Here is a 20,962-nt window from a genome sequence, read left to right on the forward strand (position 1 = left end):
CCCCCCCCACCAGCAGCCCGCGGCCCGCGTGGCCGCCGCCCACCTACCCTGATGCCCCCACCCGCCCCGCCCCCGGTTCCCCCGCCCCAGGCTGCCCCGACCCCGGTGGCCTCGGCTCAGGCTGCCTCGGTCTCGGCGGCTTCGGTTGGGGCCGCCCCGGTCTCGGCGGACTCGGTCCCGCCCGCCAAGGTGCCGTCCGCTCCGGGCTCGGCGGACTCCGTTCCGGGGGCGGCTGCCTTCGCCTCCGTCAGCTCGGGCGGGGGTGCGTACGAGCTGGTGGTGCGGTCGCGGAGGGGGGTGACGCCCGACGGGGTGCGGCCGGTGGCCGTGGCGGTGCGCGGCGGCCGGATCGAGGCGCTGTGCCCGTACGACGCCGAGCTGGCCGCCGCCGAGGACGTCGACCTGCGCGACCTGGCGCTGCTGCCCGGCCTGGTCGACACGCACGTGCACGTGAACGAGCCCGGCCGCACGCACTGGGAGGGGTTCGCCAGCGCCACCAGGGCCGCCGCGGCCGGAGGAGTCACGACGATCGTCGACATGCCGCTCAACTCGCTCCCGCCGACCGTGGACGCCGCCGCGCTCGCCGTGAAGCGGCGCGCCGCCGAGGGCCGGTGCCACGTGGACGTCGGCTTCTGGGGCGGCGCCGTGCCCGGCAACCTCAAGGAGCTGCGGCGGCTGCACGAGGCGGGCGTATACGGGTTCAAGTGCTTCCTGTCGCCGTCGGGCGTGCCGGAGTTCCCGCCGCTCGGGCCGGGCGAGCTGCGGGAGGTCATGGCGGAGATCGCCGGGTTCGGCGGGATGCTGATCGTGCACGCCGAGGACCCGGCGCTGCTGACGGACTGCGCGGGCCCCTCGTACCGGGAGTTCCTGGCGTCGCGGCCGGGAGCGGCCGAGCGCAGCGCGGTCGAACTGGTGGTCCGGCTGGCGGCCGAGACGGGCGCGCGGGCGCACGTCCTGCACGTCTCCAGCGCCGAGTGCCTGCCGGTGCTGGAGGCGGCGCGAGCCGCCGGGCTGCCGGTCAGCGCCGAGACCTGCCCCCACTACCTGGCGCTCGACGCCGAACGGGTGCCCGAGGGCGGCACCGCGTACAAGTGCTGCCCGCCCATCCGCTCGGCCGCCAACCGCGACCTGCTGTGGGACGGGCTCGCCCGGGGCGTGCTGAGCTGCGTCGTCTCCGACCACTCGCCCGCCACCGCCGACCTCAAGGTGCCCGACTTCGCCGCCGCGTGGGGCGGCGTCGCCTCGCTGCAGCTCGGGCTGCGCGTCGTATGGACGGAGGCGGCGCGGCGCGGCCACGGGCTCGCCGACGTGGCCCGGTGGATGGCGGCGGGCCCGGCCGCGCTGGCGGGCCTGCCGGGCAAGGGCGGCATCGTCCCCGGCAACGACGCCGACCTGGTGGCCTTCGACCCCGACGCCGTCGAGCCCGTCGACGCAGCGCGGCTGCACCACCGCCACCCGATCACGCCCTACCACGGCCACGCGCTCAGGGGCGCCGTCCTGACCACCTGGCTGCGCGGCAGGCCCGCCGACGGCGTGCCGCACGGGACCTTGCTGAGGGGAACGTAGATGCCGAGCTTCACCCACCTGCCCGACCTCGCGCTGCGCGGCCACGGCGGAGCGGTCGTCGCCGCCAGCGACGAGGCGTTCGCCGAGAAGGAGGCGCTGATCCGGCCCGGCCGCCCGGAGTTCCGGCCCGCCACGTTCGGCGGCAAGGGGCAGGTCTACGACGGCTGGGAGACCCGCCGCCGCCGCGAGCCCGGCCACGACTGGGCGCTGGTGCGGCTCGGCCTGCCCGGCGTGATCCGCGGCGTCGTCGTCGACACCGCCTGGTTCACCGGCAACCATCCCTCGTCCGCGTCCGTCGAGGCCGCCGAGGTCGCCGGGCATCCTGCGCCCGCCGAGCTGGCCGGGGCGGCGTGGACGGAGATCGTGCCGCGCAGCCCGCTCGGCGGCGACGCCGCCCACCCGTTCGAGGTCACGGGCGAGCGCCGCTGGACGCACGTGCGGCTGAACATCTTCCCCGACGGCGGCGTCGCCCGGCTGCGGGTGCACGGCGAGCCCCGGGCTGACCTGTCGGTGTACGAGGGGCTCGGCCTCGACCTGGCGGCCATGGCCAACGGCGGGCTGGTCACCGCCTGCTCCGACGCGTTCTACTCCGAGCCGCACCACGTCATCGCGCCCGGCCTGCCCCGCCACCAGGCCGAAGGCTGGGAGACCGCGCGCCGCCGCGACGGCGGCAACGACTGGCTGGTCATCCGGCTGGCCGGGCGCGGCCTCATCAGGGTCGCCGAGATCGACACCACCCACCTGCTGCACAACGCGCCCGCCGCCGTCACGCTCACCGGCCTCGACGGCGACCGCGAGGTCGAGCTGCTGCCGGCGACCCCGCTGCTGCCCGACACGCCGCACCGCTTCCGGCTGAGCCACACCGAGCCCGTCGAGCGCGTACGCGTCGACATCCACCCCGACGGCGGGCTGGCCAGAGTACGCCTGCTCGGCACCCTGGCCTGACCTCTCAGCGCCGGGCGGCTAGTGCCAGAGCAGCACCTCGGAGTTGGGCGGGCGTTCGCTGTTGGGGGCCGGACGCTGGAAACGCACCACGCCGCCGCCGCCCACCGTGCGCACCCGCACCCGGAAGCCCAGCGCCCGCAGCTCGTTGCGGGCGTCGTTGACGTTCTTGCCCATCACCTGCGGCACGATGACGAACTGCTGGTCGTCGCGGGCCTCCTGGTCACCGTTGAACCAGTGCCAGAAGTCCGTCTGGCAGCGCGACACCGTGATCATCGCCGGGATGCCCTGGTCGACCTCCGCCTTGGCCTTGGGCGCCTGCGCGATCACCGTGCACGGCTCGGCGTCGTCGTCGACCTCGGTGACCTGCACCTGGAAGCCCTGCTGGCTGAGGAACGCGGCGGCCTGGTCCTTCGGCATGCCGTCGACGTCGGGCATCACCAGCCCGGCGCTCACGTACAGGTCGATCTTGGCGCCTTCCTTGACCTTCTCGCCCACCTGCGGGGAGGTGCGGATGACGGAGTTGCGCGCGACCTCCAGGTTCTGCAGGCGGCGGACCTTGCCCACGGTCAGGCCGGCGCTGCCGATGGCGTTGCGGGCGTCCTGCTCGGTCAGGCCCTGCACCTTCGGCACCAGCACCCGCTTGGGGCCGAGCGACGGCACCAGCGTGATCGTCTGCCCGGCCTCGACCTCGGTCTTGGCGGCCGGGTCCATCTCCAGGACGAGCCCCTCGGCCACCTCCTCGTCGTGGCGGCCCTCCACGCGGCGGACCTTGAAGCCCAGGTTGCGGGCGTTCTGCTCGGCGACCGCGAGGTTCTTGCCGACGAGGTCGGGCACCACGGCCAGCGTCTTCTGCGAGAAGTAGAGACCGGTCAGCGCCACGGCGACGACCATCACCGCGGCCAGCCCCACCAGGAACCAGTTGGGCCGGAACCCGCCGCCCTTGCCGCGCCCGCGCGGCGGGGGCGGCGGCGCGGCCGGCACCTCGGCGCGCGGCTGGATCAGCGTGTGCGCGGGAGCGGCGGCGGGCGGCATCGTGGACGGCATCGGGTGCGGCCTGGAGTGGGCGCCGGACGCGCGGCCGGGCTCGCTCAGCCGGGGCAGCGTGCGGTGCGCCTCGACGGCCGCCACCAGCATCGCGGTCGCGTCGGCCGGGCGGTCGTGCGGCTCGCGGGCCGTGGCGTGCGCCACCAGCGCGTCGATCTGCGGCGGCACGTCGTGGATCAGCGACGACGGCACCGGGACCGTGTCGTGGACGTGCCGGTAGGCCACCGACATGGGCGTCTCGCCGTCGTACGGCTGCCTGCCGGTGACCAGCTCGAACAGCATGATGCCCGCCGCGTAGACGTCGCTGCGCACGTCGGCGCCGCCGGTCGTCACCTGCTCGGGCGACATGTAGCCGATCGTGCCGATCATCACGCCGGTGCGCGTCTGGTTGGTCGCCTCGATCGCCCTGGCCAGGCCGAAGTCCACGACCTTGACCCGGCCGTCGGCGGTCAGCAGAACGTTCTCGGGCTTGACGTCACGGTGGACCATCCCGGCCTGGTGGGCCGCGCCGAGCGCCGCCAGCACCGGGATCATGATCTCCAGCGCCTCGCGGGCCGGCAGCCGGTCGCGCTCGCGCAGGATGTCGCGCAGCGTCTTGCCCGGCACGTACTCCATCGACAGGTAGACCACGTCGGTGTCGGTGCCCTGGTCGAAGACGTGCACCACGTTGGGGTGGGAGAGGCTGGCCACCGACTTCGCCTCGCCGATGAACCTGCGCACGAACGCCGGGTCGTCGGCGAGCGAGCGGTGCATGACCTTCAGCGCGACGGTCCGGTCCAGCCGGATGTCGAGCGCGAGGTAGACGGTCGCCATGCCGCCCCGGGCGATCCGGGACTCGACGCGGTAGCGTCCATCGAGCAGCCGGCCGACCAACGGGTCGGCAGTCGTCGTGTCCACCCCGCTGAGTTTACGGGCGTTTCGCACCCGGGAGGGCCTGACCATCCGAAACCGATGCCGACCCGTGCCCCGCCCGGCCTCTCACGTGCCCCGCCGTCGCACAGGCCACCCCGGCACCGGCCCCGGAGAGCCGGTGCGCCCCCGGCAGACGGGAAGAACGTCCCGTCAGGGGGTCAGCGGGGAGGACGCCTCGGCGTAGCGGCGGCGCGGGATGCGCCCCGCCTGCCGCGCCATGCGGCCCGCGCGGACCGCCTCGCGCATCGCCGCAGCCATCAGGTCGGGCCGCTGGGCCCGCGTCACGGCGGTGGCCAGGAGCACGGCGTCGCAGCCCAGCTCCATCGCCAGCGCCGCGTCACTGGCCGTGCCGATGCCCGCGTCCAGGATGACCGGAACCCCGGCCGCCTCGACGATCAGCTCGATGTTGTGCGGGTTGCGGATGCCCAGCCCGGAGCCGATCGGCGCGCCCAGCGGCATCACCGCCGCGCACCCGGCCTGCTCCAGCCGGCGGGCCAGCGCCGGGTCGTCGCCGATGTACGGCAGCACGGTGAACCCGTCGGCCACGAGCCGCTCGGCCGCGTCGAACGTCTCGATCGGGTCGGGCAGCAGGGTCCGCTCGTCGGCGATGACCTCCAGCTTGACCCACGAGGTGCCCAGCGCCTCCCGGGCGAGCCGGGCCGTCAGCACCGCGTCGCCCGCGGTGAAGCAGCCCGCCGTGTTGGGCAGCACCTTGATGCCGCGCTCGCGCAGCACGTCCAGCACCGAGCCGCGGGCGGCCGGGTCGAGCCGCCGCATGGCCACCGTCGTCAGCTCGGTGCCCGACGCGGCCAGCGCCTGGTCCAGCACCTCCAGCGACGGCGCGCCGCCGGTGCCCATGATGAGCCGGGAGGAGAACTTCTCCCCGGCGATGATCAGGTCATCCACCTTGCACCGCCGTCAGCACCTCCACGCGGTCGCTGTCGCGCAGCGCCGTCGTCTCCCACGCGCCGCGCGCGACGACCTCGTCGTTCACGGCCACCGCGACGCCGGTGGTGGCGGTAGTCAGGGTCTGTACGGCCTGCGCGACGGTCATGCCGTCAGCCACGTCGTGCGTACTTCCATTGATCAGCAATTTCATGAAATATCCCGAAATCTAGCGGGTGAGCACAGGGACGCGAGGTCGCCCTCCTCGCCCTGCAGGATCGCGGCCGTGAGCGGGGCCATCAGCACCCCGCCCCGGAAATGCCCCGTGGCCAGCACCAGCCCCGGGGCCGAGCCGGGCCCGATGATCGGCAGGTTGTCCGGCGTGCCCGGCCGCAGCCCCGCCACCACGTCGGCGACCTCCAGCTCCGTCACCCCCGGGACCAGCTCCCTGGCGTCGCGCAGCAGCTCGTACAGCCCGCCGGCGGTCACCCGGGTGTCGAACCCGAGCTCCTCCTGCGTGGCCCCGACCACGAGCTCCCCGTCGCCCCGGGGCACCAGGTAGACCGGCGTGCCGTGCACCATCCCGCGCACGCACCGGCCCAGCAGCGGCTCGGGGGAGCGCAGGCGCATGATCTGCCCCTTGACCGGCCGTACCGGGACGTCGGCCAGCCCGGCGCTCCACGCCCCGGCGGCCAGGACCACCCGCTCGCCGAAGATCTCCTCCCCGGACTCCAGGCGTACGCCGGTCACCCGGCCGCCCTCGCGCGACAGCCCCGCCACGCGCTCCCGTACCAGCGGGACGCCCCGCCGCTCCAGGGCCACGAGCAGGGCGGCGGTGACGCGGCGCGGGTCCACCCACGCGTCGCCTGGCGCCAGCAGACCGCCGCGCACGGACGGCGCCAGCATCGGCTCCAGCCGCCGGCACTCGCGCCCGGTCAGCCGCTCCACCGGCAGGCCGAGCTTCTCCATGAACGCGGCCAGCTCCCCGAGCGCGGCCAGGTCGTCCCCGCCGAACGCCACGTCCAGCGTCCCGTCGGACCGCAGATCCAGCACGTCCCGCCCCTCGGCCGGCACCCCGCCGAGCAGCGGAAGCCCCCCGAACGGGTCAACCGCGGCGCCCCCGTGGGAGGACGCCTTGCCGGGGCCGGAGACGGCGGGACCGCTCGCACCCCCGGCCCGTGCCGCACTGCCGGATCCCGCGGGAGGTCCGCCCAGGGAGGCGCCCCCGGAGGGCAGGGGCGCGCCGGCGGCGGTGGGGCCGCTCGGGTGGGCGCCGGTCCGTCCAGGGGGAAGGGCGGCGTCGGCGGTGAGGTCGGCGGCGAAGGCGGGCCAGCGGCGCAGGGCGGCGATGCCGAGCCGGAGCAGCGGCTCCTCGGTGTAGGTCACCTCGCTGACCGGCGCCAGCATCCCGGCCGCGGCGTGGGAGGCGCCCGAAGCGGGGGCCGGGTCGACCACGGTGACGGCGCGGCCCGAGCGGGCCAGGCGCCAGGCGATCGACAGTCCGACGACTCCGCCGCCCACGATCACGTCCATGTCCGCTCCCTTCGCCGGCATGATCCGGATCAGGTGTCTTGCGGTCGAAGGCCCGGTGAAGCCTTCCTCTCAGCCCGGTTACGGCCGGACTCCCGCGCGTCTTACGTCCCCCAGCCTACGGCCTCGGTGCGACGCCGCGGCACCGCCCCCGTTATGGTCATGAACGTGAATCGCGTCGTGGTGGTGGGAGCGGGTCTTGCGGGCGTGCGCAGCGTCGAGGCGCTGCGGGCACGGGGGTTCGGCGGCCGGATCACGTTGATCGGCCAGGAACGGCACCGGCCCTACGATCGGCCGCCGTTGTCGAAGGCGGTGCTGCTGGGCTCCGCCGACTCCAGCTTCGTCGACTCCGACCTGGACGCGCTGGAGGTGGATTTCCGGCCGGGCGTCTCGGCCAAGTCGCTGCGCGCGGGCGTGGTGGAGACGACCGAGGGCGAGCTGGGCTACGACGGCCTGGTGATCGCGACGGGCGCGGAGCCGATCCCGCTGCCGGGTGACGGCCCGCAGCACGTGCTGCGGACGCTGGACGACTCGCTGGAGCTGCGCGCCCGCCTGGTGCCGGGCGCGCGGGTGGTGGTCGCGGGCGCGGGCTGGATCGGCGCGGAGGTGGCCACGGCCGCCCGCCGGGCCGGCTGCGCCGTCACCGTGCTGGAGGCGGGCCGGACCCCGCTGGCGCAGGCGGTCGGCGAGGAGATCGGCGCCCGGACGGAGAGCTGGTACGACGGCATCGACCTGCGGCTGGACACGATGGTCGCGTCGGTCGACGAGGGCGGCGTGGAGCTGGTCGGCGGCGGGTTCGTGGAGGCGCACGTGGTGGTGGCGGGCATCGGCGTCCGCCCGGCCGTGGAGTGGCTGGCGGGCTCGGACGTCGACCTGCACAACGGCGTGGTCACGGACGAGCGGCTGCGCACGTCGCTGCCCGGCGTGGTGGCGGTGGGCGACTGCGCCGCCTGGTGGTCGAGCCGCTACGGCACCCGGCTGCGCGTGGAGCACTGGGACACCGCGCTGAGCGCCCCGGAGGTGGCCGCCGCGACGCTGCTGGGCGAGGAGGCCGTGTACGATCCGGTCCCGTACTTCTGGTCGGAGCAGTTCGGCCACATGGTGCAGTACGCCGGCCACCACCCGGCGGGCGAGCGCCTGCTCTACCGGGGCGGGCCGGAGGGCAAGTGGTCGGCCTGCTGGCTGACGGCCGAGGGCGGGCTGGCGGCGGTGCTGGCCGTCGACCGGCCCCGCGACCTCGTGCAGGGCCGCCGGATCATCCAGGAGGGCCGTCGTCTGGACGCGGAACGCCTGGTAGATCCAGATGTACCCCTACGGGATTGTGTTGTTTGAGCAAGCGCGGCATGTGGTAGTTGTGGTTTCGTGACGCTTTCTGTTGCACAGATCGACCGGGAGACCGACCAGCTCGTTGACGAGTGGCTCACTCTCCCCGAAGTGGCCCAGCGCCTCGACCTCTCGATGGGACGGGCCAAGCAACTCCTCAAGGATCACAAGCTGCTCGGCGTGCGCCGCGGCAGCGGCGGGCCACAGGTGCCCGCGGTGTTCCTCGACGGAAAGGACGTGGTGAAAGGCCTTCCGGGCACGCTGACCGTGCTCCGCGACGCCGGGTACGACGATGTGGAGGCGCTGCGCTGGCTGTTCACCCCTGACGACTCGCTGCCGGGGTCGCCCGTTCAGGCGATCAAGGCCGGTCGTCACACCGAGGTCAAGCGCCGTGCCCAAGCCCTCGCTTTCTGACGCCCGCCTCTACCTGTGCACCGACGGGCGGCGTGACAGGGGCGACCTGGCCGAGTTCCTCGACGCGGCGCTGGCCGGCGGCGTGGACATCGTCCAGTTGCGGGAGAAGGGCCTGGAGGCGCGCGAGGAGCTCGCGCTCCTGGAGGTCTTCCGCGACGCCTGCGACCGGCACGGCCGGCTGCTGGCGGTCAACGACCGGGCCGACATCGCCTTCGCCGCCCGGCCTGACGTGCTCCATCTGGGGCAGGACGACCTTCCGGTGACGGTCGCGCGAGAAATGCTCGGCGACGACATCGTCATCGGTCGGTCCACCCACTCCGCCGCCGAGGCTTCCGCCGCGGCGGTGGAGGAGGGCGTCGACTATTTCTGCTGTGGGCCGATCTGGCCCACGCCGACCAAGCCGGGCCGGCACGCGCCGGGCCCGTCGCTGCTCCGGCACGCGGCGGCGCTCGGCGGTGACCGGCCCTGGTTCGGCATCGGCGGCATCGACCTGGCCAACCTGGACGAGGTCATGTCCTACGGGGTCCGCCGCGTCGTGGTGGTGCGCGCCATCACCGAGGCCGACGACCCCGGGGCAGCCGCCGCCGAGTTCGCCAAGCGGCTCACGTCCGCCGCGACGTAGCCGCCACGGCGAGCCCGGCCAGCGCGGTGCGGGCTTCGGGCGTGATCGGCGCCTGGTCGAGCGAGGCGAGCGCCTCGCCGAGATAGTCGCCGATCATGTCCTCGCACGCCCGCAGCGCGCCCGTGCCTTCGATGATCTCGCGCAGCGCGGCCACGCCGGGCTCGTCGAGCGCGGGGTCGCCGAGCAGGCGGCGCACCACGCCGGCCTGCTCGGGGGTGGCGGCGGCCAGGGTGCGCGCCACCAGCATCGTCCGCTTGCCCTCGCGCAGGTCGTCGCCGGCCGGCTTGCCGGTCTGCGCGGGGTCGCCGAACACGCCGAGGATGTCGTCGCGCAGCTGGAAGGCGATGCCGACCCGGGTGCCGTACGTGGTGCACAGCTCGTCGATCCACGGCTCCAGGCCGCCGGAGGCGAGCGCCAGGCCGAGACGGAGCGGGTGCTCGACGGAGTACTTGCCGCTCTTGTACAGGGCCACGCGCAGCGCCGAGTCGAAGGTGTTCTCGCCGTGCGCCTGCTCCAGCAGGTCGAGATACTGGCCGCACATGAGCTCGGTGCGCATGTGGTCGTGCACCGGCTGGGCCGCCGCCAGCGCCCGCGCGGGCAGGCCGCTGGTGCGCCACATCTCGCCCGACCAGATCAGCAGCAGGTTGCCGAGCAGGATCGCGGCGCCCTCGCCGAACTGCGTGGCCGAGCCGTGCCAGCCCGACTTCTCGTGCAGCGTCTGGAAGCGCCGGTGGGCGGCGGGCATGCCCCGGCGCAGGTCGCTCTTGTCCATCACGTCGTCGTGCACCAGGGCGCTGGCCTGCAGCAGCTCCAGCGAGGCGGCGGCGGTGAAGATCTCCGGCACGTCGCCGCCTCCGGCGCCTCGCCAGCCCCAGTAGCAGAAGGCCGGGCGCAGTCTCTTGCCGCCCGCCAGCAGCTCGTCGGCGGCGGTGCGCAGCGGTTCCAGGTCGGGGTCGCCGGTGACGGGCAACTGCCGTTCGACGAACTGCCTGATGCGACGGTCCACCTGGGCGCGCAGGTTGTCCATCTTCGCGGCGTCTGTGCTCATGCCTTGAGACTAGTGGCCGGACATATCGGCTATACCGAGCAGGTAGAGAGTCGGGCGCCGCGCGGCCACCGGGTAATCTTGTCGCATGGCCCTTGGTCGACCCTCCGTCCTGCCCGATCGCGTCCCCACCGTCCGGGAGCTGCTCGCCTCCGGCGGCCGGTCGTTCTCCTTCGAGTTCTTCCCGCCGAAGACCGACGAGGGCGAGCGCCAGCTGTGGAAGGCGATCAGGGAGCTGGAGTCGCTGCGGCCGACGTTCGTCTCGGTGACCTACGGCGCGGGCGGCACCACCCGCGACCGCACCGTCGACATCGTGGAGCGGGTCGCGCGCGGCACCACGCTGACGCCCGTCGCCCACTTCACCGCCGTCAACCACTCCGTGCGCGAGCTGCGCCACCTGGTCGGCCGCTTCGCCGACGCCGGGGTGCGCAACATCCTGGCCGTGCGCGGCGACCCGCCCGGCGACCCGGGCGGCGAGTGGGTCCAGCACCCCGAGGGCGTCCTCTACGCCGAGGAGCTGGTGCGGCTGATCCGCCAGGCCGGCGACTTCTGCGTGGGCGTGGCCGCCTTCCCCTACAAGCACCCGCGCTCGCCGTCCATCGAGTCCGACACCGAGTTCTTCGTGCGCAAGTGCCGCGCCGGGGCCGATTACGCGATCACGCAGATGTTCTTCCAGGCCGACGACTACCTGCGGCTGCGCGACAGGGTGGCGGCCCGGGGCTGCGACACGCCGATCATCCCGTGCGTGATGCCGGTGACGCAGATGAGCACGATCGCCCGCTCCGAGCAGCTGTCCGGCGCGCCGTTCCCGCCCGACGTGGCGGCCCGCTTCGAGGCCGTCGCCGACGACCCGGCCGCCGTCCGCGCGCTCGGCATCGAGCACGGCGCCGAGCTGTGCCAGCGGCTGCTCGACGAGGGCGCCCCCGGCATCCACTTCATCACCTTCAACCGCTCCAGCGCCTCGCGCGAGGTGTTCCAGCGGATCGAGCCGGCGCCCGTCCCGGGCTGATCTCCTGTTGACTGGACGGATGATCGCAGACTTCTGGCTCGACCCGTCCTGCCCCTACACGTGGCTCACCTCCCGCTGGCTCGTGGAGGTGACCCGGGTGCGGCCGGTCGAGGCACGCTGGCACGTGATGAGCCTGTCGGTGCTCAACGAGGGCCGCGACGACGATCCCGAGGGCGACCCGGAGGGCTACCTGTGGGTGCCCGCCCGGCTGTGCGCCTCCGTGGCCGACCGCTACGGCTCCGACGCGCTCGGCCGGCTCTACACCGCGCTGTGGACCACCGGCGGCGACGACCAGGACTGGCTCGGCGACCTGACGACGGCCCTGCGGGCCGCCGGCCTGCCGGAGGACCTCGCCGACGCGGCGCTCACCCCCGAGTCCGACGACCTCGTACGGGCCTCGCACGCACGGGCGATGGCCGCGATCGGCGGCGAGTCGGGCACGCCGGTCGTCGCCGTGACCACGTCACCGGGGGAGCGCGTCGCCTTCTTCGGCCCGGTGATCTCCCGCGTGCCCGAGGGCGAGGCGGCCGGGCGGCTGTGGGACGGCGTGCTGCTGGTGGCCGGCACCCCGCACTTCCACGAGCTCAAGGGCCGGCCGAGGGCGAACCCCGTGCTGCGCTGAGCGGCGCCGCCACCCGCCCGCAGGGGGACCGGGCGGGTGACGGCAGGGGACCTGCGATCGGAGAGTAAAAGAGCGTGTGCTCTCTGTAATGTTTGGTGCCCCGTGCCAAGCCTGATAAAACCTCGCGTCAGGCGAAGGGCAGCGGGAGGCGTCAGGCGGAGGCTGGCGTCAGGCGTCAGGCGGTGGGCGGCGGGAGGGGGAGCGGGCGGGCCGCGATCGCGTACGCCTCGTGGCCGCCGGGGAAGACGAAGCCGGTCAGCAGGTCGGTGAAGCCCATGCTGGCGTAGAGGTGGCGGGCGGCCGTCGGCCGGTCGTGCGTCGACAGGACCGCGGTGCGCTCGGGGCGGCCGGCGCACAGCGTGGTGATCATCGCGCGGCCGATGCCCTTGCCCTGGTAGTCGGGGTGCACGTGGATCTCGGCCAGCTCGAAGGCGTGGCCCATCCAGGACTCGGCGGCCTCGTCGCCCGCGCGCTCGCGCAGGGCCCGCAGCACGACCTCGTGCCACCACTGGCCCGGCGCGCCGCGGAACCCGTACGCGAACCCGACGACCAGCGGACTGGCCGTACGGGGTGAATCGTGCAATTCTGCGAAATAGCACTGGAAATAGGGATATGTCCCATGATTTCGCATGATTGTGGTGCGGCCGGCGATCTGCTCGGCGGGCGGGCGCATGGCGGCGGTGTAGATGCCGATCACCGTGTCCAGCCGCTCGGCGAACTCGGCGGGCCCCGCACCGCGAAACTCGATCATCGTCGCACCCTACTCCCGTCCGGGCCACGCGCCCGGCACGCCGTCACGCGCCTACTCGACGTCGGCCGGGGTGCCGCCGGTGATGCGCACGAGCTCGTCGAACGTCGTCGGGAACACCGTGTGCGGATGGCCGCCCGCGGCCCACACCACCTCGTGCTTGCCCAGCCAGGTGTCCACCAGTGTGCGCACCGGAGCCGGGTGACCCACGGGCGCCACGCCGCCGATCGGCTGCCCGGTCGCCTCCCTGACGAACTCCGGCGTGGCCCGGCGCACCTTCCGCACGCCGGCGGTGCGCGCGACGAGCTCCACGTCGACCCGGTGCGCGCCGCTGGTCAGCACCAGCAGCGGCTCACCGTCGGCGTCGAAGATCAGGCTGTTGGCGATCGCGCCGACCTCGCAGCCGAGCTGGGCCGCCGCGGTGGCGGCGGTGGGCGCCTTCTCCGGCAGGACGACGATCTCGCCGGCCGCTCCCAGGCTCCGGAGCGCGGCTTCCACGCGTATCGCGTTGGCGGGCAACTTCTCAGACATGCGCACACTCTAAACAGGTTGAGCATCACTTGACCGTGTCCAGTGGTGGTATAGGGTCCGTTGATTCGTTTGTTAATGATTTGAGAGGTGATACCGGTGCGGGGTCGACCTGGGATGGCCGCTCTCCTGACGGCGGGGGCCGTCGCACTCGCCGGATGCGGCACGACGACGGTGGCGCACACGTCAGCAGCCGCTCCCTCCGCCGTTCCTGCCGCCGCCGTTCCTGCCGCCGCTGTGCCCGCCGCTGTGCCCCTGGCCGCGGGCGCCGCCGCCTCGGCCCCGGTCACGGCGCCGGACAAGAAGCTCAAGCTGGGCGACAAGGGCAAGGCCGTCGTCTGGCTGCAGCAGCGCCTGCGGGACCTCGGCTACCGCCCCGGCAAGGCCGACGGCCGCTACGGCGGCACCACGCTGGCCGCCGTGTGGGCGTTCCAGAAGGTCAACGGCATCAAGCCGACCAGCACCGTCGGCAAGGCCACCTGGTCCGCCCTGGAGGCGCCCAAGGCCCCGAAGGTCCTGGCCCCCAACGGCAAGCCGACCCGCGCCGAGGTCAACCTGACCACCCAGATCCTGGTCCTGTACGTGCGCGGCGAGGCCAGGCTGATCAGCCACATCTCCTCCGGCAGCGGCATCCCCTACTGCGAGACCACCGTCTGGCAGGGCAAGGAGCAGCGCTTCTGCGGCTCGGCCACCACCCCGACGGGCACGTACAAGACCACCTGGCGCCGCGACGGCTGGCACAAGTCCTACCTCGGCGAGCTGTACAACCCGATCTTCTTCAACGGCGGGATCGCCTTCCACGGCGCGCTGTCGGTGCCGCTCCAGCCCGCCTCCCACGGCTGCGTCCGGCTGCCGATGAACGTGGCCGAGGAGCTGCCCGGCCTGCTCGGCACCGGCGTCCCCGTGCACGTGCGCGGCAAGTTCCGGCGCTGACCCCGGCCCGCTGACCCCCGCATAACGTCCGCGTCACCACATCGGGTGACGTGGGGGTTATGCGGCGCTTGGTGGACTCTCCGGGCCGGCGCCGGGAGGGACCCGGTGACGGCACTGGGGGAGATCCGTGCTGTCCGCTGCCGTCCCGTCCGTCGTCCCGCCGGCCGCGCCGGAACGGCCGCCGCGCGCCCGCCGCCGGTTCGCGCTCCCGAGCCTGCTGGTGGCGGGCTTCGTGGCCCAGGTGCTGGTGAGGCTGTGGCTGTCGCGCTACCACGCCGGGCCGGTGGCGAACCCGGACGAGACCGGCTATCTCGCCGGGGCGCGCTGGCTGGCCGGCGGGCCCGCCGCCGACTTCAGCGGCACCACGTTCTACCGGGGCGGCTACCCGCTGCTGCTGGCGCCGATCCACTGGCTGACCTCCGACCCCGCCACCGTCTACCGGCTGGTGGTCGTGGCCGGGTCGGTGGCCGCCGCCACGGCGTTCCCGCTGGCGTACCTGCTGCTGCGGCGGTTCGGGATCGGCCGGCGGGGCGCGTCGGCGCTGGGGTTCGCCGCCGCCCTCGCGCCGCCGGGGCTGCTGTTCTCGGGGCTGGCGCTGGCCGACGCGATCCTGCCCAGCATCGTGCTCGGCTGGCTGCTCGCCGTGCACGACCTGGTCAGGCGCGGTCCCGGCCGGGCGAGGGCATGGCCGGGAGCACGGGCAGGGGTGCTCGCGGGCGCGCTCGCCGCGTACGCCACGGCGGTGCACCTGCGCGGCACGGTCGTCCTGGCCGTCCTCGTCGTGCTCATGGCCGGGCTCGTGCTCGCCCGCCGCGGGTACGGGACCGCCGTGCTCCCCGGGGCGCTGGTGGCCGCTGCGGTGGCGGCGACCGGGTGGGCGCTCAACGCGGCGGTGTCCGCGGCCCTCTACCCGCGCGGGCCCCGCGACCTCACCGCGCTGCTGGTCTCCCGGCTCACCACGCCGGACGGGCAGGCGTGGGCGCTGTCCGGGGCGGCCGGGCAGCTCTGGTACCTGATCGCCGGAACGTGGGGGCTCGCGGGCGTCGGCCTGGCCGGGGCCGCCGTCGTCACCGTGCGGCGCGGGCCGCTCGCGCGCCGGGTGACGGCCGCCGCGCTGCTGGCCGTGACGCTCGGCATCGCCTACGCCTCCTCGGCCGCGCTGCCCGACGAGCACCGGGTCGGCAACTACGCCTACGGCCGCTACCTGTCGTGCGTGGCGGTCGCCTGGATGCTGGCGGGGCTGCTCGTGCTGGTGCGCGCCCGGCGGGCGGCGGCGCTGCGGCACGTGGCCGCCTCGGCCGCGCTGCTGGCCGCCACCGGGGGCGTCGCCGCCTGGTACGCGGGGGATCGGCTGCGCCGCTACGCGTACATCGCCTTCGACTTCCCCGAGACGTCCTTCCTCAGCGGCGTACGCGACGGGCTCGACCTGGTCGCGACGTCCCGGGCGGCGCTGATCCTGCTGGCCTGCCTGGCGGCCGCCTGCCTGTTCGCCCGCCGCCGTACCCGGATCGTGGTGGCCACGGCGGTGCTGGCGGCGGTGCACGTGGCCTTCGCCGCCGACCTCGCCCCGAAGGCGCCGCCCGCCCCCGCCACCGGCTGGCTGCACGCGCCGCCGCCCGGCGGTGGGTTCGCGGTCGACACGCGGGTCCACTGGGGGATCTGGGTGCCGCTCACCCACCGCGTGTGGTGGACGGCCCTGGACCTGTACGACGGCCGCAAGCAGGGGCCGCCGCCGGGCGCCTGCAGCGCGCTCGTGCCCGAGGACGCCGGGCCGCCGCCCGCCGGGTGGGTAGCCACCGGCGAGGGCGGAAAGGGGCACGGGTGGACGGCCTGGCGCGACCCGGCGTGCCCCGCGTCACCCAGGAGGTGACTCAGGCGGACATCCTCCCGGGACGGGCGCCACCCGGATCGGCCGGGTCCCAGTGGGCCAGGCCGCGCACGGCGACGCCGGCGGCCATGGCCATCACCTCCCACACCTGATCGCCGACGTCGCCCCTGTTCAGGCTCGCCATCGTGGCGAGCTTGACCGCGCCCACCAGCGAGCCGACGACGGCCGCCGCCTCCACCAGGTCGAGCTCGCCGGCGTACGCCTCGTGCACCGCCTCGGCGAGCCGCAACTGGCTGTCGAACAGCAGGCGCAGGCCACGCGCCTGGAGCGCCGGCACGCTCATGATGAGGTCCATGCGCCCCTTGGCCTCGTCCAGGACGTGGCTCGCACCGCCGACCGCGGAGTCCATGCCGTGCTGGAGCACCCGCGTCAGCAGCTCGGCCACCGGCTCGCCCGGCCGCCGGTCGGCGACGCGGGCCAGCAACTCCTCCAGCCGCGCGGCCGAGTCGTAGAAGACCACGTCCTCCTTGCTGGCGAAGTAGCCGAAGAACGTGCGCGTCGACACGTCGGCCGCGGCCGCGATCTCCGCGATCGTCGTCTCCTCGTAGCCCTTCTCGGTGAACATCCGGATCGCGGCGTCGGCCAGCGCCCGGCGTGTGCGCTGCTTCTTGCGCTCCCGCAGTCCTGACATGTGCGAACTGTACTGCATGCGAGTTCGTTTTTCACCTGTTGCAAATTTGCATCCGATGAGCTTTTCTGGAGATCGAGGCGAGAGGAGCCCATCAGATGACCGATCTGACCATGACCACCCGGCGCGAACGCCCCTTCGACCCGCCGGACACCTTCACGCGCATCCGGCAGCAGGCCGCGGTCCACCGGATGACGTACGCCGACGGCCACGAGGGCTGGCTGATCACCGGCTACGACGAGGCCCGCGCCGTGCTGGCCGACCCGCGCTTCAGCAACCGGCCCGAGCTCATGCACCCGCCGATCGCCCGGCCCGGCTTCAAGCCGGAGGACGCCGGCAGGTTCAGCGTCCCGCCCGGCTTCTTCCTGCGCATGGACCAGCCCGAGCACACCCGCTACCGCAAGCTCCTCACCGGCCAGTTCACGGTCCGCCGGATGAAACTGCTCGAACCGCGCGTCCAGGAGATCGCCGAATCCTGCCTGGACGCCATGGAGGCCGGCCCGCGCCCCGCCGACCTGGTCGAGGCGTTCGCGCTGCCGATCCCGTCCCTGGTCATCTGCGAGCTGCTGGGCGTCCCGTACGAGGACCGCGAGCGGTTCCAGGACGACTCCCGCATCCTGGTCAACCTGGAGACCAAGGCCGACGACGCGCTCGCCGCGCTCGGCCGGATCTCCGCGTACCTGAGCGGCCTCATCGGGCGCAAGCGCGCGCACCCCGAGGACGACCTGCTCAGCGGCCTGGCCGTGGGCGGCGAGCTGGACGACGCCGAGCTCACCGGCGTCGCGATCCTGCTGCTGATCGCCGGGCACGAGACCACCGCCAACATGCTCGGCCTCGGCACCTACGCCCTGCTCACCAACCCCGACCAGCTCGCCGCCATGCGCGACGACCCGTCGGTGGTCGACAACGGCGTCGAGGAACTGCTGCGCTACCTCAGCATCATCCACCTGGGCCCGATCCGGGCGGCGCTGGAGGACGTCGAGATCGGCGGGCGGCTCATCGCCAAGGGCGACGCCGTCACCCTCCACCTGCCGGTCGTCAACCGCGACCCCGGCCGCTTCCCCGGCGCCGACACCCTCGACGTCACCAGGCCCGCGGGCGGCCACCTGGCCTTCGGCCACGGCATCCACCAGTGCCTCGGCCAGCAGCTCGCCCGCATCGAGATGCGCATCGGCTACGCGGCCCTGCTGCGCCGCTTCCCCGGTCTGCGCCTGGCCGTGGAGCCGCACGAGGTGCCCATGCGCACGGACATGAGCATCTACGGTGTGCACCGGCTGCCCGTCACCTGGTAGGTCTAGAACATGGAGATCAAAGCCGACACCACGGTCTGCATCGGGGCGGGCATGTGCGCGCTCACCGCGCCCCAGGTGTTCGACCAGAGCGAAGACGACGGCACAGTCATGCTGCTGAAGCCCGAGCCGCCCGCCGACCAGGAGGACGCGGTCCGCCGGGCCGTGACCCTCTGCCCGTCAGGGGCGATCGCGATCGCCTGACGCCGGTGGCCGCCCGTCCTCCACGGGCCGGCGGCCACCGGCGTCACTGACGGCCGGGACGACCTCGTACACGCGGGTCGTCCCGTACACGTCGCCGGGCCGCCCGCCGCGGCGCGTCACCGTGCGCACGTGGCGGAAACGCCCGGTCCCGAGCAGGTACGCCTCCTCGACCGGGTTGAAGTAGATCACCGTGATCGGGCGGGGCCGCCGGTCGGCCGAGGCGATCAGGCCGTCCATCGTGGCCGCGAAGATCTCGCCCCTGAACGGGTTGTTCAGGAACACCACCGTGGCGTCGTCCGGGATGACGTAGTCCAGCACGTCGGAGTTGACGAACTCGACGCCGCCCGCGCGCAGCCGCAGCCGGGTGCCGGCCAGGTTCGCCCGCGCCACCTCGGTCAGCTCCGCCGACAGCTCCACGCCGATCACCCGCCTGAACGGGTAGCGGCTGGCCGCCTCCAGCGCCATCCGGCCCTTGCCCGCGCCCAGGTCCACGAACACGTCGCCGCCGCCCACGTGGTCCCGGGGCAGCGCGCGCCGCAGCGTGCCCCAGTGGGCGGGGGAGTAGTAGACCCGTTCCGGATGGTCGAGCCCGAAGTCCGACAGATCGGCGAAATCGGCCGTGCTGACGCCGAACCGCCGGTCGTACAGCAGCCGCGACAGCCGGTTGCGCACCGAGCGCAGGCTCAGCGGGCCGCCCAGGTGCATCACGTCCTCGCCGAGCTGCAGGCCCGCGTCGAAGGCGAACGCGGCGGGCGCGCCGATCGCCACCGCGCCGATCAGCAGCGGCACCCGCCCCCGCACCGCCCCGGTGAACCTGGCCAGCGAGCTCGTGTCGTACGCGACGGTCATGGAGCCTCTCCTCGGGGGGTGTGAAGTCGGGGCGGATGGCACGTTCCCGGGCGTACGCGCTCCCGGACGTCAGGAGCCGGTCGCGAGCTCCCGGTTCACCCGGGCGGCCACGAGGTGCGCGCGCCGGCCGATCAGCGCCAGCCCGCCCACCAGCAGCAGCGCCTGCGCCAGGGCGAACGCCACCCCGGCCGGCTCCGGCAGGTCCAGCGCCGCCTCGGCGGCCACGGCGGCGGCCAGCACCCCCGCCATGACCAGCGCCAGCCCGCGCATCGGCCCCCGCGCCCAGGCGTGCGCCGCGTCCCATGCCTCACGCGAGGCCAGCGTCTCGCGGGTGCGCAACCCGGCCAGGCCGTTACGGGAGTCGGCCGCGCCGGACTCGTCGTGGAACGGGACCAGCAGCAACGCGAGAGCAGGAAGGGTCAGGATCGCGGTCATCAGAACGGGGCCCATGCCGGTCATGCTAGCCAGGGCCGGGACGGGCGTCAGGCCTCCCCCAGGCGACGGTTCGGCGGCTCTTGGGACACGCTGATCGAACCTGTGTTCGTGGAACAGGTTGACACCGAGCGTGATCGAAATTATGTTCGACCTAGTGGCGTGAGGCTCGCGGCTCACGTCGTCGGACCTGGTCGTGGGTGCCGCTTCCCCCAAGCGGCACCCGCGGCCAGGCTCCACGGGCGAAGGGCGCGTCCTCGTCGTCGGCGGAGACGAGTGGGCGCGTCCTGGCCGGACGGGGAGAGGGGAAGCTCCTCGTCCGGCCGGCCCGGCGGAAATGTCGGTGCGGTCTGCGATTGTTGACCTCACCGGCTGGACGCCGGGGAGTCGCCCCACGACTCGAAGGAGGCGCGCAAGATGGCACCACGGCACAGAGACACGCCCGGGCCCCGGCTGTCGCCTGCGGTTCGGGCACACCTGACCGACTCCCGTTCCTGCCTGGCGGAGGCGGCCGCCGCCCGCACCCCGGCCTCGCGCTACGTGTCGGCCCACCTCGCGGCCCTGCGCGCGGCAGCGGCGATCCTCGCCGCCCGCCCCCGGCCCATGGAAGGCCGCCGGCGTCGCCTGCGCAGCGCCTGGGAGCTGCTGCCCGAGGCCGAGCCCCAGCTCGCCGAGTGGGCCGCCTACTTCTCGGTGAGCGCCGCCAAGCGCGCCGCCGCCGAGGCGGGCATGGTCCGCGGCGTCAGCGCCGCCGACGCCGACGAGCTGCTGGCCGAGGCCGACACGTTCGTCTCGACGGTGGAGGACCTCCTGGGCGTCCCCGCCCAGCCCCAGCTCCCCACCGCCGTCCCCCTCGCGGGCTGACACCCTCCCGCTTCGCACGCGGGTGGACCCTCACGTCCGGCACGTGAGGGCGCCGCCGCTCCCCGGCCTCACGCCCGTGGTGTGACGCCTGCGGCCGGGCCGCCTGCCGTGGCGGCGCTCCGGGCTGCCCGGCGCGGCAGCCCCCGTTCGGCGTACGCGCATGCCGTCGACGGCCCGCGCCCGATTCCGACGCGCCGCCCTCACGCCTCTCCCGGGACCGCGGACGGCCGAACCGCGTGGCGGGAAGCCCGTTGGGCCCGCAGGCAGGTCGTCCCCGGCTCCCGTGAAGGCCGCCGCCACCCTGGCCTGGTCTTCCCGGGCGCGGCCCCGGCTGGGTCCTCCGGGCGCAGCCCTGGCCCATTCTTCCCGGGCGCGCGCCCAGGGCCCGGTCTTTCCGTGCGCGTTCACGGCCCGTCCCCTTGGGGGCGTTGCCCCCGGCCGGCCTTCCCGGAGGCGATCCCAGCGGGCAGCGGCGGGCCAAGTCCTTCGCGAAGGCGGCCCCAGCGCCCGGGAAGGCGGTTTCCGCGCCCCAGGAGGGCACTTGTGGCCCCTTGGGCACCTTGGGTGGGTTCGTCGCCTGGAGAGCGTTCTCCGGCCCTTAGGGAACGCTCCCACGCGCCCGCAGGGCCGGTCCTGGGTCCCGAAGAAGGGGCGGGGTGGGTTGGGGAGCGGCCGGCAGCGG

Annotated in this window: 22 protein-coding genes and 1 riboswitch; of the genes, 12 read left to right on the plus strand and 10 right to left on the minus strand. The window is 74.2% G+C overall.

Annotated features, from left to right (window positions below; all coding sequences use genetic code 11):
• Positions 1 to 279: 279 nt before the first annotated feature.
• Both allB and alc read left to right on the plus strand, forming a co-directional pair.
• Positions 280 to 1,566, plus strand: a complete 1,287-nt coding sequence (gene allB, locus KME80_RS19520; protein ID WP_308125835.1) for an allantoinase AllB — start codon at positions 280 to 282, stop codon at positions 1,564 to 1,566.
• Positions 1,567 to 2,511 carry an allantoicase gene (gene alc / locus KME80_RS19525; RefSeq protein WP_219507191.1) on the plus strand — a complete coding sequence of 315 codons (945 nt, stop codon included), beginning with the start codon at positions 1,567 to 1,569 and terminating at the stop codon, positions 2,509 to 2,511.
• Positions 2,512 to 2,529: 18 nt separating this feature from the next.
• On the opposite strand, the gene pknB is transcribed toward alc, so the two are convergent.
• The 4 genes from pknB to KME80_RS19545 form a co-directional block, all read right to left on the minus strand.
• A complete protein-coding gene (gene pknB / locus KME80_RS19530; RefSeq protein WP_308125836.1) occupies positions 2,530 to 4,452 on the minus strand; it encodes a Stk1 family PASTA domain-containing Ser/Thr kinase in 1,923 nt (640 codons plus the stop codon).
• Between the two features lie 165 nt (positions 4,453 to 4,617).
• Entirely contained in the window at positions 4,618 to 5,325 is a 708-nt protein-coding gene (locus tag KME80_RS19535) for a thiazole synthase (protein WP_246645237.1), read from the minus strand.
• A gap of 40 nt (positions 5,326 to 5,365) precedes the next feature.
• Positions 5,366 to 5,566, minus strand: coding sequence for a sulfur carrier protein ThiS (gene thiS, locus KME80_RS19540; protein ID WP_219507196.1), 201 nt, complete (start codon positions 5,564 to 5,566; stop codon positions 5,366 to 5,368).
• Positions 5,563 to 6,885, minus strand: coding sequence for an FAD-dependent oxidoreductase (locus KME80_RS19545; RefSeq protein WP_246645232.1), 1,323 nt, complete (start codon positions 6,883 to 6,885; stop codon positions 5,563 to 5,565). Before KME80_RS19545 ends, thiS begins: the two co-directional genes overlap by 4 nt.
• A riboswitch (TPP riboswitch) is annotated at positions 6,875 to 6,991 on the minus strand. It overlaps the preceding gene by 11 nt.
• Positions 6,992 to 7,044: 53 nt before the next feature.
• On the opposite strand from KME80_RS19545, the gene KME80_RS19555 reads away from it, so the two are divergent.
• From KME80_RS19555 to thiE, 3 genes are read left to right on the plus strand one after another with little or no spacing between them, the layout of a single operon-like run.
• On the plus strand, positions 7,045 to 8,214 hold the full coding sequence (locus KME80_RS19555; protein WP_246645233.1) for an NAD(P)/FAD-dependent oxidoreductase: 1,170 nt from the start codon (positions 7,045 to 7,047) through the stop codon (positions 8,212 to 8,214).
• 30 nt (positions 8,215 to 8,244) lie between these two features.
• Complete coding sequence (locus tag KME80_RS19560; RefSeq protein ID WP_219507199.1) at positions 8,245 to 8,619, plus strand: Rv2175c family DNA-binding protein; 375 nt, start codon at positions 8,245 to 8,247, stop codon at positions 8,617 to 8,619.
• A complete protein-coding gene (gene thiE, locus KME80_RS19565; protein WP_219507201.1) occupies positions 8,597 to 9,241 on the plus strand; it encodes a thiamine phosphate synthase in 645 nt (214 codons plus the stop codon). Before KME80_RS19560 ends, thiE begins: the two co-directional genes overlap by 23 nt.
• On the opposite strand, the gene KME80_RS19570 is transcribed toward thiE, so the two are convergent.
• The gene (locus KME80_RS19570) at positions 9,222 to 10,289 is read right to left on the minus strand and encodes a polyprenyl synthetase family protein (RefSeq protein ID WP_219507202.1); all 1,068 of its coding nucleotides are present in this window, start codon (positions 10,287 to 10,289) and stop codon (positions 9,222 to 9,224) included. The two genes, thiE and KME80_RS19570, sit on opposite strands and share 20 nt — an antisense overlap.
• A gap of 85 nt (positions 10,290 to 10,374) precedes the next feature.
• Here KME80_RS19570 and metF point away from each other — a divergent pair, with 85 nt between their 5' ends.
• Complete coding sequence (gene metF, locus KME80_RS19575) at positions 10,375 to 11,295, plus strand: methylenetetrahydrofolate reductase [NAD(P)H] (protein WP_219507204.1); 921 nt, start codon at positions 10,375 to 10,377, stop codon at positions 11,293 to 11,295.
• A gap of 19 nt (positions 11,296 to 11,314) precedes the next feature.
• Entirely contained in the window at positions 11,315 to 11,917 is a 603-nt protein-coding gene (locus KME80_RS19580) for a mycothiol-dependent nitroreductase Rv2466c family protein (RefSeq protein ID WP_219507206.1), read from the plus strand.
• A gap of 175 nt (positions 11,918 to 12,092) precedes the next feature.
• Here the strand turns inward: KME80_RS19580 and KME80_RS19585 are convergent, their stop codons facing one another.
• Together KME80_RS19585 and KME80_RS19590 are read right to left on the minus strand one after the other, a co-directional pair.
• Positions 12,093 to 12,668 (minus strand): GNAT family N-acetyltransferase, encoded by a 576-nt coding sequence (locus tag KME80_RS19585; protein ID WP_219507208.1) that lies wholly within the window; start codon positions 12,666 to 12,668, stop codon positions 12,093 to 12,095.
• A 51-nt stretch (positions 12,669 to 12,719) separates the two neighbouring features.
• Entirely contained in the window at positions 12,720 to 13,196 is a 477-nt protein-coding gene (locus tag KME80_RS19590) for a YbaK/EbsC family protein (protein ID WP_219507209.1), read from the minus strand.
• Between the two features lie 114 nt (positions 13,197 to 13,310).
• Between KME80_RS19590 and KME80_RS19595 the strand changes: the two genes are divergently transcribed.
• Together KME80_RS19595 and KME80_RS19600 are read left to right on the plus strand one after the other, a co-directional pair.
• Positions 13,311 to 14,126, plus strand: a complete 816-nt coding sequence (locus KME80_RS19595; protein WP_219507211.1) for a L,D-transpeptidase family protein — start codon at positions 13,311 to 13,313, stop codon at positions 14,124 to 14,126.
• A gap of 127 nt (positions 14,127 to 14,253) precedes the next feature.
• Positions 14,254 to 15,996, plus strand: a complete 1,743-nt coding sequence (locus KME80_RS19600; protein ID WP_219507212.1) for a hypothetical protein — start codon at positions 14,254 to 14,256, stop codon at positions 15,994 to 15,996.
• A 1-nt stretch (position 15,997) separates the two neighbouring features.
• Here the strand turns inward: KME80_RS19600 and KME80_RS19605 are convergent, their stop codons facing one another.
• Complete coding sequence (locus KME80_RS19605) at positions 15,998 to 16,645, minus strand: TetR/AcrR family transcriptional regulator (RefSeq protein WP_219507214.1); 648 nt, start codon at positions 16,643 to 16,645, stop codon at positions 15,998 to 16,000.
• 95 nt (positions 16,646 to 16,740) lie between these two features.
• Between KME80_RS19605 and KME80_RS19610 the strand changes: the two genes are divergently transcribed.
• Both KME80_RS19610 and KME80_RS19615 read left to right on the plus strand, forming a co-directional pair.
• Positions 16,741 to 17,934, plus strand: a complete 1,194-nt coding sequence (locus KME80_RS19610) for a cytochrome P450 (protein ID WP_219507215.1) — start codon at positions 16,741 to 16,743, stop codon at positions 17,932 to 17,934.
• A 9-nt stretch (positions 17,935 to 17,943) separates the two neighbouring features.
• Complete coding sequence (locus KME80_RS19615; RefSeq protein ID WP_219507217.1) at positions 17,944 to 18,135, plus strand: ferredoxin; 192 nt, start codon at positions 17,944 to 17,946, stop codon at positions 18,133 to 18,135.
• Here the strand turns inward: KME80_RS19615 and KME80_RS19620 are convergent.
• Positions 18,112 to 18,984, minus strand: a complete 873-nt coding sequence (locus KME80_RS19620; protein ID WP_246645234.1) for a class I SAM-dependent methyltransferase — start codon at positions 18,982 to 18,984, stop codon at positions 18,112 to 18,114. The two genes, KME80_RS19615 and KME80_RS19620, sit on opposite strands and share 24 nt — an antisense overlap.
• A gap of 69 nt (positions 18,985 to 19,053) precedes the next feature.
• A complete protein-coding gene (locus tag KME80_RS19625; protein ID WP_219507218.1) occupies positions 19,054 to 19,434 on the minus strand; it encodes an SdpI family protein in 381 nt (126 codons plus the stop codon).
• A gap of 399 nt (positions 19,435 to 19,833) precedes the next feature.
• Here KME80_RS19625 and KME80_RS19630 point away from each other — a divergent pair, with 399 nt between their 5' ends.
• Entirely contained in the window at positions 19,834 to 20,280 is a 447-nt protein-coding gene (locus tag KME80_RS19630; RefSeq protein ID WP_219507219.1) for an SAV_6107 family HEPN domain-containing protein, read from the plus strand.
• The last annotated feature ends 682 nt before the right edge of the window (positions 20,281 to 20,962 follow it).

Source organism: Nonomuraea ceibae, from assembly GCF_019396325.1.
GTDB lineage: Bacteria > Actinomycetota > Actinomycetes > Streptosporangiales > Streptosporangiaceae > Nonomuraea > Nonomuraea ceibae.

Excerpts from the sequence above, each read along its gene's own strand:
- KME80_RS19615 (WP_219507217.1), top strand. The coding sequence starts at position 17,944 with ATGGAGATCAAAGCCGACACCACGGTCTGCATCGGGGCGGGCATGTGC.
- KME80_RS19555 (WP_246645233.1), top strand. The coding sequence starts at position 7,045 with ATGAACGTGAATCGCGTCGTGGTGGTGGGAGCGGGTCTTGCGGGCGTG.
- metF (WP_219507204.1), top strand. The coding sequence starts at position 10,375 with ATGGCCCTTGGTCGACCCTCCGTCCTGCCCGATCGCGTCCCCACCGTC.
- KME80_RS19620 (WP_246645234.1), bottom strand. The coding sequence starts at position 18,984 with ATGACCGTCGCGTACGACACGAGCTCGCTGGCCAGGTTCACCGGGGCG.
- KME80_RS19630 (WP_219507219.1), top strand. The coding sequence starts at position 19,834 with ATGGCACCACGGCACAGAGACACGCCCGGGCCCCGGCTGTCGCCTGCG.
- KME80_RS19625 (WP_219507218.1), bottom strand. The coding sequence starts at position 19,434 with ATGGGCCCCGTTCTGATGACCGCGATCCTGACCCTTCCTGCTCTCGCG.
- KME80_RS19605 (WP_219507214.1), bottom strand. The coding sequence starts at position 16,645 with ATGTCAGGACTGCGGGAGCGCAAGAAGCAGCGCACACGCCGGGCGCTG.
- KME80_RS19545 (WP_246645232.1), bottom strand. The coding sequence starts at position 6,885 with ATGGACGTGATCGTGGGCGGCGGAGTCGTCGGACTGTCGATCGCCTGG.
- KME80_RS19595 (WP_219507211.1), top strand. The coding sequence starts at position 13,311 with ATGGCCGCTCTCCTGACGGCGGGGGCCGTCGCACTCGCCGGATGCGGC.
- alc (WP_219507191.1), top strand. The coding sequence starts at position 1,567 with ATGCCGAGCTTCACCCACCTGCCCGACCTCGCGCTGCGCGGCCACGGC.
- KME80_RS19590 (WP_219507209.1), bottom strand. The coding sequence starts at position 13,196 with ATGTCTGAGAAGTTGCCCGCCAACGCGATACGCGTGGAAGCCGCGCTC.
- KME80_RS19585 (WP_219507208.1), bottom strand. The coding sequence starts at position 12,668 with ATGATCGAGTTTCGCGGTGCGGGGCCCGCCGAGTTCGCCGAGCGGCTG.
- KME80_RS19580 (WP_219507206.1), top strand. The coding sequence starts at position 11,315 with ATGATCGCAGACTTCTGGCTCGACCCGTCCTGCCCCTACACGTGGCTC.
- KME80_RS19535 (WP_246645237.1), bottom strand. The coding sequence starts at position 5,325 with ATGGGCACCGGCGGCGCGCCGTCGCTGGAGGTGCTGGACCAGGCGCTG.
- KME80_RS19570 (WP_219507202.1), bottom strand. The coding sequence starts at position 10,289 with ATGAGCACAGACGCCGCGAAGATGGACAACCTGCGCGCCCAGGTGGAC.
- KME80_RS19610 (WP_219507215.1), top strand. The coding sequence starts at position 16,741 with ATGACCGATCTGACCATGACCACCCGGCGCGAACGCCCCTTCGACCCG.
- thiS (WP_219507196.1), bottom strand. The coding sequence starts at position 5,566 with ATGAAATTGCTGATCAATGGAAGTACGCACGACGTGGCTGACGGCATG.